The organism is Paenibacillus sp. J31P13 (assembly GCF_056269295.1).
Genome location: NZ_JBWDNR010000005.1, coordinates 109416 through 122592, shown reverse-complemented (window position 1 = coordinate 122592; position 13177 = coordinate 109416). Strand labels below are relative to the sequence as shown.

Here is a 13177-nt window from a genome sequence, read left to right as displayed (position 1 = left end):
TTCTTATACATGAACAAAAAGTCCGGCATCTCATAGGATGCCGGACTTTTTCTATAGATTCGGTTACTCTTGCAAGGTCAGCGCCTTATTCTCCGCTTCAACTAACAACATGAACGGACGAGGCTTCGGCTTCGTAGTGCCAGCCTCCAGCGCATACAGCATGACAAGCAACGTATCTTGCTCACGCAAAATCTCGCCCGTTGCAAGGAATGTCGCTAAATCAAATGGCAGTCTCTCCATTACTGCATGCTTATGAAGAGCTTTCTCATTCAAACCAAGTGCTGCAAACTCTGGGGATACTTCCTCCGGACGGTCAGCTAGACGTTTCATCCAACCATTCCATTCCGCTTTGTCCAGCGTGAATTCCCACCAGTTTTTCCGCGGCTTATAATTATGATTAAGGAAATAATCATATTTCATCAGCCCAAGAACGACATCCATGTCCAGACGTGCTCCAGCGGTTGCCAGCACCTCTTCCAATGATACGGCTGCTAATTTGCCTTCCTCTGAAGCAGGAAGTGATTCAACGGCTTGTCCTTCCGATAAAGGCAAGGAGTGAAGGAATGCCCAGAGCCTAGAGAATAGATCCTCCAGCTGATGTCCAATCTTCTGCCAGCCGCTTCGTTCCCAGAAATCCCCGAAGGCTTGGAAGAAATCGAACGGAGAATTGAATACGCGATCAACCAAATAGATCAGCGTATGATCCATGCGATGCGCATTCCAGTATTTCTCCAGTACATCCTCGACTCGTTTAATGCGAACGATATCACTGAATGGCATCAAATCATTGCCGAGCATTTCATAGGGCGATCTATCCATATAAATATAGCCCCATTTATCTGCCTCACGGCGAAGGCCTGTACCTCTTAGCATTTTGAGAAATCCGAGCTGAAGCTCTTCCGGTCGAAGTTCAAATACATCATTGAACGTACCCCGGAATGTATCATAGTTCTCGAGAGGCAATCCCGCAATCAAGTCGAGATGCTGATCGATTTTATTAGAATTTTTAACCTTCAAAACAGTACGTACGAGCTTCATCCAGTTTTGACGGCGTTGAACGGCTTCATTGGTTGGATCATTGGTCGATTGGACGCCAATTTCAAATCGGAATATTCCCGGCGGCGCATGCTCAGCCAAATAATCAAGTACCTCGGGCCGCATAATATCTGCGGTAATCTCGAACTGAAACACGCAGCCGCGATGATTTTCAATCAAGAAATTGAATATCTCAAGCGCATAGTCACGTTTAATATTAAAGGTGCGGTCTACGAATTTAATAAGCTTCGCGCCTGCATCAATTAAATATAAAATATCAGCCTTCGTTCGTTCCATATCAAAGTAACGAACGCCAACCTCGATGCTCGACAAACAGAACTGACAGCTGAACGGACAGCCTCTGCTTGTCTCAAAATAAACGACACGGCTGCCCAAATGAGGAATATCCTCCTTGAAGCGATGCGGAGACGGCAGCTCATTCAAATTCAGCTTCGGACGCGGCGGATTAATGAGAACCTCAACGCGATCCTCACGCTGCTTCCGATACGTAACCCCAAACACCATATGATATTTTCCATCACCTTCGATTTCAGTCAACAAATGATGGAAAGTCTCTTCTCCTTCACCGACAACGATAAAGTCAACCTCTTGCACGCGATCCATCCAATAGTCCATATCATAACTAACCTCAGGACCTCCAAGAATGATTTTGATCTCGGGCATTATTTTGCGAAGCATGTTAATGACGGTTATCGTTTCTTCGATGTTCCAAATGTAGCAGGAGAAGCCTACCACGTCAGGCTTGCGCGAGAAAATATCCGATACGATGTTCATAACCGGATCTTTTATCGTATACTCCGCGATTTCAATATCGAATGTCTCGCCGCTGTATGCCTTCAAACAGCGCAAAGCGAGCGAAGTGTGTATAAATTTAGCATTTAATGTGGACAGTACCACTTTCATAGCATAACCTCTCTAACTTAAGCATTTGCATGCCTAGCGCATTTTACGAGTCCGCTGCGCCAGCAGCAAGATGCCTTCTATTGTACAGAAAAATGAACAAAAAAAGAAGAGGCACCCGCTATCGCATGCTGCGAAGCGAACACCTCTCCATTTTTTAGGTTCTTAGTTTAATGTGAACCTGATCTTTGAGCTGCATATCAATGACGGGATAACGAACGCGCCATTTGTCTCCGCCCAGCGCCGTTACCTCACCAGGAGCGAAGTCGAGAGGCTCGAATCCATAATCACGCTCATAAGAAATGAGTACTCGAATTTTCTCATTCGGCAGCATGCGATGCAGATCATAACCTAAATTCAGGGTCCATAACCGCAACTCGCTCGCTGATGACGTTCCATAATACATATAAAATATAGGATCGATATCCGCTGTAAGAACGAGCCAGCCTGACGAGTCACGCTTAGCTTCCCATTTTGTGAACTTCGCTTCATCATCTGTAGTCATCACTGAGGAATATTGATCCTTCAGCAGCTTCTCAATATCAGACAAAGGAGCACCAACTAGTGTATCGGGCAGTCGCGATTGCAAGAACTTCGCAGTCTTTATCTTCTCTTCGGTAATATCCTTATACAAAACAGCAGCATGCATAACCGATACCGCAAAGTTCAAATTGGCACTGCTGTCCAAACCTGATGTTGTAATGCCAACAAGATCTCCATATTCATTAAAGAGCGCACCGCCGGAGCTGCCATGATCAATGGGAGCACTCGTCTGTATGTAACGGACACTTCCTTCAAATATAATATTACTGATTAGGCCGTCTGAAGCTGTATTTTGCATCCCTAGCGGACTTCCAATTGCTACAACCCTATCGCCCTTTTGGGAGTTTAGTCCATATCCAAGCTCTACCGTTTGAAGATCAATCTTGTCTACAGTCTTAATGATAGCCATATCAGTTGACGCATTAAAATTGACTACTCCCGCTATTTTCATCTCATCTCCATAAATCGTAAGCGCAGTAGCAGAAGTTGCATCAACCATGACGTGGTGATTGGTAAGAATCAAATTATCGCCAATAACAATCCCGCTGCCCTGTCCCACATTCGTCATGATAAGTACGACGCTCTCATCATATTTATCTACTAAATCTCTAGTTGAAAGCTTTGGTATATTTTTCTGTTCTTCAATCCATTTATCGTACTCTTCACGCTCAGCCGCTTCCAATGATAAGATACGAACCGCATTCGCAGCGCTGTCCCATTTCACCGTTGCTTGGAAAGCTTCTGAAATGAAGCGAACCGGTACAAAAGTAACGCCATTACGCACGACGGCTGGAGCATCCAGCTTTACGGTTTTGCCATTAATGACAGCTTCCTTCTTGCCTACCTTAAGGGAAATCGTTAAGCTGCCCTTACGGCCGATTATAGTGCCGGTTTTGGCCTCCCATGTAACCTTTGCGCCTAAGGATGTGAAAATATCACGCATTGGAACGAAAGTTACGCCTTTTTCTGCAAAAGCAGATGCACTGAGTGAAAGCTTTTTGCCATCTATAAATACTTGAATCTGTTGACTTACAGCAGTGGCTTTCGCAGTTATACTAGCTGCTGATACGGATTGCCCGCTTAGAGCAGATACCGGAGCAAGCAGCAAGCCCATTACGAGCACCGGGCTAAGCAATGACTTGAATAATTTTGATTTCACGATTCGTTTCCCCCAACCTCTTCCATTTCACCCATATGATACAGGTCTATGATATCGTACCATTCCTTCTCGTAATTTGTCTATGAAATCAGCTTTCATAGACATCATTCTCCTATCGAAATACAAGATTAGAACAACACCCGCAAGTCGTGTTATAGTAGGAGCAATAAATGTAGGAGGTTTTTACATGAACAGGGGGAGAAAGCGCCCAGCTACAAAAATTCAGAAAGCACAGCCAGCTCAAGGGGATAAGGCCAAGTCCTATCCCGTTACGGAATCCATAGAGCTGCTGCCTTTTCTCATAAAAAACATATCAGGCGCTGGACGCAACGTAATAAAATCAATTTTGGCGCATGGACAAGTAAGCGTCAACGGAAAATCGACGACAGCGTATAACTTGCAGCTTCAGCCTGGTAACACCGTTACCGTCAGCAAGGAACGCCCACAGGAAAAACCCCCTTTGGAAGGGCTCTCTATCCTATTTGAGGATGAGCACATTATAGTAGTGAAGAAGGATGCGGGACTACTATCGGTTTCCTCTGATTCTGGACAGGAGAATGAGGTAACAGCTTACCGTCAGCTGATGGCTCATGTACGAATAGCAAATCCAAAAAACAGAATTTTTATTGTTCATCGTTTGGATCGGGATACATCCGGCGTCATGATGTTTGCTAAGAGCGAAGAAATCCAGCAGAAACTCCAGAACACCTGGCAGGATACCGTACAAGAACGAATCTATGTCGCTCTTGTCGAAGGCAACGTCAAGAGAGAGAAAGGTACAATCAGCTCTTGGCTGAAGGAAAGCAAGACGCTCAAAATGTATTCTAGCTCCTATGAGAATGACGGCCTGCATGCCGTTACCCACTACAAGGTGCTGCGCACAAGCAAAACCTTCTCACTTCTGGAGGTCCAGCTCGAAACGGGACGAAAAAATCAAATTCGAGTTCATATGGAAGATATCGGACATCCGGTTGTCGGCGACAAAAAGTATGGCGCTAAAACGCGTATCATCGGCCGACTTGGATTGCATGCTCGCGTGCTGGCCTTTACACATCCCATTACGAACAAGCTCGTTCGCTTTGAAACAGAAATACCGAAATTGTTTCTCAAACCATTCCCACCGAATGAACAAGCCTAAAATACAAGAAGCATGCAAAGCCGTCATAGGCATTGCATGCTTCTAATTTTGAAAGGAGATAGACCCAATGCCCCATTTATTATTTCGAGGCGTTCAAGCTGAGCAGCTTCGAGCTGTAACTGCACCTCTTGCGGAGGAACTGGCAGCCTTATGTCAATGCGGTACCGATAATTTTACGATGGCATGCCTGCATACAACGAGTGTATTTGGAGAAACCCCAGACGAACCTAGCTTTGCCCTCATCGAAGTTGGCTGGTTTGAGCGAGGTCAGCTGGTAAGAGACAGCTTCGCCCGCTTAATAACCTCATATGTTCAAAAGCTCGGTATTTCTGAAATCGAGATCGTATTTCATACCTATCGAGAGGATAGCTATTATATTAACGGGTTGCCGGTTGAATCCTAAATAATCATTATTTTACTTTAGATATCAGCGTGCACTTCTTATTATTCGCTGGAAGCCCATTTCACATCATCAACATTAATCCAACTGGAGCCTCCCATAATGTACACATTTATCTCATCATTCTCTTTGACATGGATGGGAGGCAGCTTGATTTGTATATAGTCCATCTGAGCTTCAATAGCCGCTTCCTCTATCATTACACCATTTATACTAACGCCTATTTTTCCACCAGGAGCGTCTGTACTGACCATTGCTGAAAGAGTAAACTCCCCTGCTTGCTGGTTAGTAAAGATTTGAGATACGGTTCGCTCTTGACCGGGATCCAAATACAATAAATTAGAGCCGCTGTAAGGCCGATTGATCCCTATTCCAGTTCCGTTAACAAGAGTCCAAGCTTGCTCTCCTTCTTCAAAGCCGCCATTATGAAATCCCTCCTGAACAACCGGCTCTACTGCTTTGCCCTTTCCGCTTACAACGGTATAGTGCTTAAAGCGCTTAATCGTATAACCTGTCTCTTCTGAAGGAATATCCTCACTATTATTATTAAATACATAGGCTGCATTCTCTTCTTCTCGCAAACGAGGCTCTTCAAATACATACCTATCAAAGGATTGAACAAACTGGAAGGGAGCTCCCGGATTACTGTATTGAACCGTTGACTGGAACACTCTCGGATCTGTTTTCTCATAAAAAAGCACATAAATATAGGGCATCATCACTTTATCCGTAACATAAATTCGCTCATCGGTTTGAGTTGAAGCATATTGTATCGCCTCTCCGAAGGATTCGTAGAAAAGCGGGCTGATTTGTCTCGGATATTCCGTAAAATATTGCACACAAAATGATCCGAAAAAGATTGTAAATGCCGTAACGATAACTACAAATGAATATTTCACTTTTTCGCTCAACCATAGTAAACCTGCAATTGCTAGAAAAATAGTCGGATAAAAAATGATATTTATACGATTAATGTTCACATCCGTAATAAGTGACATCAAAACAGCCGTCAGAAACCAAAGGCCAATAATGGCATTTTCGATTGTCCCCTGTTTCACTAACCGATTGCTCATATACAAGATTCCAATTGCTATTAATGGCAACGCTATAGGATACATATAACCATATACAGGCATAGCATTCCAAGGCAAGCCATCATTTTGCGTAATGAACAATTGTAAAAATTGCTTAAAGTGCTGGATGAGCATATCGAACGCATTCCCTTGAAACGCCGTTGATACTTGTTCTACCCGCGGTACAGTCAGTTTAGGAATGGTAAAAAGCAGCGTCTTGATCTCCGCCGTATCGAATCGATTGATAAAAACAAATAATGCGATCGGCAAGGATAAAACAACCAATAACAGGCCATTCCAAAGCAGCGTTCGCAGCTGGAGCACCTTCTTAGCAAGAAGCAAAATAACGATCCCCAAACCGAATACGGGCACAAAAAAATAAGCAGTTCCGTATGCATAAAAGGACACGGCGATCGTAATGGTAAAGCCGATCAGCCACTTCGGCTGCTGCAGCGCTTTGAACAAAAAATAAACGGCGAGCAGCACCATTGAAGGAAATAGATTAGACTCAAGAGCCCATCTTGACATCATAATATGCCAGGGGGATATCACAATAAAGAAAGCTGCAGCCGCAACTGCATGCTTCCTCTTGAAAAGTTGGTTTGCTATTTTATAGAACAAAAACATACTTATGAGGCCAACCAAAATACTTGCAGCACGAACGGATAATACATTTAAGCCAAACAAATAAATAAAAGGCATCGATAAGTAAGCATAAAGTGCATTTTGACCGCTTCCCCATGCAATGAGGTGAATCGGCAATGAAATGCCGTTACGGTCGATTCCGTAATGAAGAATGGAATAGGCATCATATCCGATCGAAGCCTCATCTTGATTCAATCCACCTGGTATAGCACCAGCGTAAATGGTTCTAACCGCTGTACCTATCAGAAACAAAAATAAAATCAAGCGATGCTGCTTCAACCATTTAAATACTTTTGTCATTATGCGAAGTCACCGCTTTATTAGAAGTAGGAGCAGGAGTATGGCGAATAGGATATAGGAAAAAGAAAAGAAGAGCAATCAGCAGAGCGGTGAACGGAATAAAACTAAGCATGGACCTTATACCCCATACTGCAGCCTCCGATTGAACCGCATCCTTCACGTAACCAGTAGCCTCTAAAATCGTACCAAGCACAATCGCTTGAAGAGAAACACCCCATCTAACAATGAAGCCGTTCATTCCAAAATACATGCCTTCCCTTCGCACATTCGTCCTTTTCTCATCCTCATCGATGATCTCAGATAACAATACGTCCAGCAGGACAAGCAGACCAGCCAAACCAATCCCTATAGCGGCTGCTGCTATAGCGGCTGCCGTAACATTTGATACCAATAGGAAAGGCAGCATGGCTGCCGCATATACCATAACAGCCGCAATGACGGTTTTTCTCGGTCCCCACTTTTGTACGAGTCTTCCCCACAGATAAACACAAGGAATAGCTGCAATAAATATGGCTCCAAGCAAGATTGAATTGGTGCCCTCTTCTGCCAGCAGCACGTATTTAGTGAAAAAGGGGATCGCAGCTGGCAAAACAGCAAACGTAAATTGCACAAAGAAGCTGCCTATTACAAATAGCACAAATGCTTTATTCGAGAATGTAAATTTCAAGGATTGCAGAAAGCTGATCTGCTCGCGCTGAACGACTATTTTCTCCTTGCTGGAGACGATCATGATAATGAAGAACAATAACGCGATACCGGCGAAGATAGCTCCCATTGGTCCCCAACCTAGCTCGCCATATACGAGAGGTGGCAGCGCAACACCGATTATCATACCGAGAATGCCAAACATTTGTCTCCAAGACGATACGCTTGCCCGTTCCTTTATCGTCGTGAACATTTCAGGAAAGAGAGCAGAATAATTCAATACGACCATAACAAACAACACGTCATAGAGCAGAACAATCATCAGAAAGTACCAGAACAACGCATTGCCTGTCCCAACTGGAAACCAGATTAGCGTAAATAGCGCAGCCAGCGGAACCATTCCAAACATCATATAAGGAATACGTCTGCCCCATCGCGACTTTGTTCGATCGGATAGGTGGCCAAAGAGCGGATTAAGCACAGCATTTACAATACCGTGAATGACCATAGCGGCACTTATTAAGCCGGGTCTGACACCAAGAACATCCACGTAATAAAAAATAATGTACGAAGCAAACGCCTGTGCAATTAAATTGACGGATAAGTTTCCTGAGCTGTATGCTAATTTCGACTTAAAGCTTGCAGTGGCCATAATGAACACGCTCCCGGTATCAATGAAAATGGATGGTTGACGCCCATACAACTTTCATCTTACCGTAGAATACCTTTTTATTCCATAATTAACTTATCATACTTGCAGACTGTCTCTTCTTATCTATTCTTCACCATTCTTATATACTCCGTACCGCTGACCAGAATGGAGCCGTCCTCTACATAGTTTAGTCTGCTATATAGAGCATGAGCCCTTTTATTGTAAGGCTCCACGATCAAAGACAGCTTGTTGTGACCAGCTTGAATGCCTCTCTCCTCAAAAGCAGCAATCAATGCCGTTGCGACGCCTTGTCCCTGATATTTCTCATTCACAGCGACGGAATCCAAATAAAACTCGCCCTCCATCGCCTCCAATGCGATTTCCTCATCCGCTCTAGGACCTGACTCCCGCCCTTTCCGCGTCAGGAAAGGAGCATCCAGCTCCGCGGCGCCATCGCCGGAATAGCTGATCAGCATTCCTGCAATATCGTCTTCTCTTCTATCAACAAGCACATGCTTATAGCTGATTCGGTTATCCTCACGTGTATAAAAATCAGATAAAATCTGCTTTACTTCCGTATCGTCTTCCGTTCCTGCTAAAGAGTAGGCAATATCTCCAATAGCTGCAAGCAGCAGAGGCAATACTTGGTGGACATCTTCTTTCAATGCTTGTTCAATCATGCTGTTATCCCTCTTCCTCTGTTTGATCTGTTATAATAAGTGAATATTATTTTCGAAGGTGATCATGTGACTAGTAACTATTATACATTACCGATAGGCATTCGAAACAGCGAGGTACCCTTCGCTGCCAAAGCAGAGGCGCAAACGAGCCGTCAACTCGTTGGTTCAAATGAAGAAGATGCCGCTTTTTTTCGCGCTCTAGAGCAGTACGGCATTTCACTCAACAGACCTCAAATTGAGGCAGTTCGCCACCATGCAGGCGCAGCACTGACACTGGCTGGGGCGGGCTCGGGCAAGACCTCTGTCCTCGTATGCAGAACGGCTTACCTGCTCTCTGTACGTGATGTTTCGCCTCAACATATATTGTTGATGACCTTCTCCAAGAAAGCAGCCGACGAAATGCGCGGCCGCATCCGTTCTTTGCCTGTTTTGAACGCTCATTCAGCAAAGGGCGTTGAAGCGCGGACCTTCCATTCCTTTTGTCTTCAACTGCTGCGCGGCAGCGGCTATAGACAAACTATTCTAGGGGAAACAGGACAAAAGCATATTTTCTTCAAGCGGCTCATGCGAGAGCTGATGCTGCAAAATGACTATGAGCCAGAAACTATATTGGCTAGACTGTCAGCGGTCAAGCTCCAGATGATTAACATTAGCGAATTACCTGAGAAAACAACGGAGGAAAGAGAGCTTAAGCTGCTCTTCACTCGCTATGAGCAATGGAAGAAAGAGACCGACAGGCTCGATTATGACGATCTGCTCCTAGAGGCTTACCGCCTTCTTCGTGATGACAGGGAACTGCTCGCTACACTGCAAAGACGTTTCCAGTACATCATGATCGATGAATTTCAAGATACGAATCAAGTCCAATATGTACTCGTGCAAATGCTGGCGGACGGACATCGCAATCTCATGGTCGTTGGTGATGATGACCAAACCATCTACTCCTTTAACGGCGCAAAAAATGATTATATTCTGAACTTTGAGCATCAATATCCCGGTGCTGCAACCATCATTCTTGACGTCAATTATCGATCCACCAGTACCATTGTCGGACTTGGCAACTCTATTATTCAGCACAATAAGCTGCGCAAGAAAAAGACACTTCTTGCAGTCAAGCCAAAGGGAGTACATCCATCCTATGCACGGTTAAAAACAACGGAAGATGAAGCCAAGCTGATTACAGATACGATCCTGTCACAAACCGATAAAGGAACACGAGCATTTGGCGATTATGCCATACTCTTTCGTACAGCAAGCAGCAGTAGAGCACTTGTTGAGCTGCTGCTGACCAAGCAGCTGCCCTTTATTGATTACGGTGACGGTCAGCTCTTCTATGACCAATGGGCGATAAAACCCTTGCTGGCTCATCTCCGGCTGGTTTTAGATAGGCGGAATTTTGATGCCATGGAAATCCTGCTTCCATCGCTTTATGTCAATCGAGAGCAAGCAATGGCATTCATATGGAATCAGGACAAGCTTCGCGCAAAAAAATGGCCGCTTATCCATCTTCTCCAATATCCGCAGCTCAAGGAATTCCAGAAAGAGAAGGTCAAGGAACGAATCAAACTCATTAAGTCGTTGATCGATTGCAAGCCCGCTGATGCTATTGTTCAGCTTCGCCAAGCTTTTTATGATCAATTTCTTGAAACAAGCAAACGACATGAAATGACGGAACATAAAGAGGGCTTAAAAGAAGTACTCGATGAGTTCGAGACTGCGGCAAGAAGCTATGAGACCATTGAAGCTTTTATTGCCTATATTGATGATATCTCTGAAAAGCATGCTTCCGTGAAGCAGCAACAGAAGCATGAGCATAATCGAAGCGCGATATCATTGATGTCGATACACAAATCGAAAGGACTTGAATTCCCCATCGTATTTGTAATCGGCGCTTCCGAAGGCATACTTCCGCACAGCTCAGCGCTGTCTGCAGACAAGCATAGTGATCGCAGCTCCATACAAACAGGCGATAATGCACTTGCAGAAGCATTGGAAGAAGAAAGACGGCTTGCTTATGTAGCCGTTACAAGAGCACAAGACGAGCTTTACATTAGCTCTCCTGCTTTGTACCGAGGAAAACCCGCAGAATTATCGCGCTTTATTCGATCAGCCTTTATGAGTGAGCAAGAGGCTGATCCCGATTCGGAAGCCGCGCTCGCGTGGCTTTGCACAAGCGATTCCTGCCAGGTCTGGCAGCGAATTATTACGTACGAGGATTCTCAAACTCTCTCTCGTCCTTGCCCCTTATGTCATTCACCCATGGAGCAAGGAACAAAAATACTACCAAAACAGATAAGTAAATAGGGGAGTCACTATCAGCATGAAGCCATTAAATGAACAGCTTACACTCTTCTTAAAGCTTGCAGATGCCGTTATTATCACGAATGATCAGCATCAAATTCTAGCCGTCAACTCGGCTTACGAGAAAATTACAGGCTATGTCTTGAAGGAAATATCAGGGAAAAAAGCTGGCATTTTACGAACATCCTATACACCGAAAAACACGTATGATCAAATGAAAAAAGCATTGAAGGATAATCTGCCTTGGTTAGGTGTATTTACGAATCGTCGTAAGGACAGCAGTTTATGGCATTCCTCCATTACGATAACTCCTTTCCCAATAGAGGGAGAAGTTTTTTATATTGGTGTATTTCGTGAGCTGGAGAAGCTAAAGAGCGGCTTTTATTTACCTGAGGAAAGAATCGGATATATTCAAAGCTCCATGCTGAAGGTACTCGCTATTTCATGTGAAATTCGCGACCCTAGCATTGAACAGCATCTTGTTCGAGTACGTGACTTAACAGAGCGATTAACCAGCTATCATAACGAACGCTTGCAGCTGGGCTGGCCCGTTGAGAAGGTTCAACAAATTGCCAATTCCAGCATATTGCATGATATTGGAAAGTCCGGAATTCCTGAAGGTATCCTCTATAAGCCCGGTCCGCTCACTTATTATGAAAGGCAAATTGTTGAGATGCATACTCAAATCGGTGTAGATATCATCGAAAAAATATACAGCGAATTCAATGATGATCTATTTACCCATGAGCTCGAAACGGGGAAAAACATTATTTTATCTCATCATGAAAAATGGGACGGTTCCGGTTACCCTCATCAGCTTGAAGGGGAAGAGATTCCTATAGAAGCAAGAATCGTTAGTGTCGTTGATGTATTCGATGCGCTAACCAGTGCTAGACCTTATAAGGAAAAATGGCCAGCTTCGCGCGCCATTCAGTATATTGAAGAGCAAAGAGGCCAGCATTTTGACCCTGCGCTGGTTGATTCTTTTATTGGCTTGATTCATGAGGAATCATCTATATCTATCTAGCTGCTTGCAAAAAAATAAGACCGTTCATAGGGTAGAAGACTCTACTTTATGAACGGTCTATTCATTATGTGTTAATAGTGCATAATCCTTCTTAAAGCGCTGGTGCTGTAAATGAGCGTGTTGCGAACTCCGCATCAAGCATGTAGAAAGCATTGCTGTCTTTATCAATTCGTTTTAGCTTATGAATAATGCTGTCGAACAATGCTTCCTCTTCAACCTGCTCTTCAATAAACCATTTCAAGAAGTTGATCGTTGCATGCTCGCGATCATTCATCGCAAGATCAGACAAATGATAGAAACGTTTCGTATTTTGTTGCTCATGGGCATAGCCATGCTCGAATGTATCAAGAATGGAAGCATATTCGTTTTTGGGTTCTCCCAAAGCCGTAACCGTTGCGCGACCGCCGCGATCGTTTAAGAATTTATAAATTTTCATTGCATGGAAACGTTCTTCATCTGCTTGCACAATGAAAAAGTTTGCAAAACCGTCTAGATTCTCACCGGAACAATATGCCGCCATGGCAAGATACACATGCGCAGAATAAAACTCGAAATTCATCTGTTCATTTAACGCTTCTGTTAATCCATCATTCATAGCTAGTGCACCTCAGCTTTCCTAGTTTATACTCATTCTAACATAAAAATAAAGAACGGCAAA

At 44.0% G+C, this 13177-nt stretch carries 10 protein-coding genes; 4 read left to right on the top strand and 6 right to left on the bottom strand.

Annotated features, from left to right (window positions below):
• Positions 1–63: 63 nt before the first annotated feature.
• Together AC0YOD_RS17820 and AC0YOD_RS17815 are read right to left on the bottom strand one after the other, a co-directional pair.
• Positions 64–1959 (bottom strand): B12-binding domain-containing radical SAM protein, encoded by a 1896-nt coding sequence (locus AC0YOD_RS17820; RefSeq protein ID WP_475800668.1) that lies wholly within the window; start codon positions 1957–1959, stop codon positions 64–66.
• Between the two features lie 154 nt (positions 1960–2113).
• Positions 2114–3658: a stalk domain-containing protein gene (locus AC0YOD_RS17815; protein WP_475800667.1), complete on the bottom strand. Its 1545-nt coding sequence runs from the start codon at positions 3656–3658 to the stop codon at positions 2114–2116.
• A gap of 187 nt (positions 3659–3845) precedes the next feature.
• Here AC0YOD_RS17815 and AC0YOD_RS17810 point away from each other — a divergent pair, with 187 nt between their 5' ends.
• Together AC0YOD_RS17810 and AC0YOD_RS17805 are read left to right on the top strand one after the other, a co-directional pair.
• Entirely contained in the window at positions 3846–4796 is a 951-nt protein-coding gene (locus tag AC0YOD_RS17810) for an RluA family pseudouridine synthase (RefSeq protein ID WP_475800666.1), read from the top strand.
• A 67-nt stretch (positions 4797–4863) separates the two neighbouring features.
• On the top strand, positions 4864–5199 hold the full coding sequence (locus tag AC0YOD_RS17805) for a DUF1904 family protein (protein ID WP_475800665.1): 336 nt from the start codon (positions 4864–4866) through the stop codon (positions 5197–5199).
• A 41-nt stretch (positions 5200–5240) separates the two neighbouring features.
• Here AC0YOD_RS17805 and AC0YOD_RS17800 read toward each other — a convergent pair whose 3' ends face one another.
• The 3 genes from AC0YOD_RS17800 to AC0YOD_RS17790 all read right to left on the bottom strand — a co-directional run bounded on the left by AC0YOD_RS17800 (position 5241) and on the right by AC0YOD_RS17790 (position 9191).
• A complete protein-coding gene (locus tag AC0YOD_RS17800) occupies positions 5241–7214 on the bottom strand; it encodes an ArnT family glycosyltransferase (RefSeq protein ID WP_475800664.1) in 1974 nt (657 codons plus the stop codon).
• Complete coding sequence (locus AC0YOD_RS17795; protein WP_475800663.1) at positions 7198–8511, bottom strand: MFS transporter; 1314 nt, start codon at positions 8509–8511, stop codon at positions 7198–7200. The genes AC0YOD_RS17800 and AC0YOD_RS17795 overlap by 17 nt, the downstream gene beginning before the upstream one ends.
• A gap of 119 nt (positions 8512–8630) precedes the next feature.
• Positions 8631–9191, bottom strand: coding sequence for a GNAT family N-acetyltransferase (locus AC0YOD_RS17790; protein ID WP_475800662.1), 561 nt, complete (start codon positions 9189–9191; stop codon positions 8631–8633).
• A gap of 66 nt (positions 9192–9257) precedes the next feature.
• On the opposite strand from AC0YOD_RS17790, the gene AC0YOD_RS17785 reads away from it, so the two are divergent.
• Entirely contained in the window at positions 9258–11495 is a 2238-nt protein-coding gene (locus tag AC0YOD_RS17785; RefSeq protein ID WP_475800661.1) for a UvrD-helicase domain-containing protein, read from the top strand.
• Positions 11496–11511: 16 nt separating this feature from the next.
• Complete coding sequence (locus AC0YOD_RS17780) at positions 11512–12519, top strand: HD domain-containing phosphohydrolase (RefSeq protein WP_475800660.1); 1008 nt, start codon at positions 11512–11514, stop codon at positions 12517–12519.
• A gap of 91 nt (positions 12520–12610) precedes the next feature.
• Here AC0YOD_RS17780 and AC0YOD_RS17775 read toward each other — a convergent pair whose 3' ends face one another.
• A complete protein-coding gene (locus tag AC0YOD_RS17775) occupies positions 12611–13114 on the bottom strand; it encodes a ferritin (protein ID WP_475800659.1) in 504 nt (167 codons plus the stop codon).
• Positions 13115–13177 lie beyond the last annotated feature (63 nt).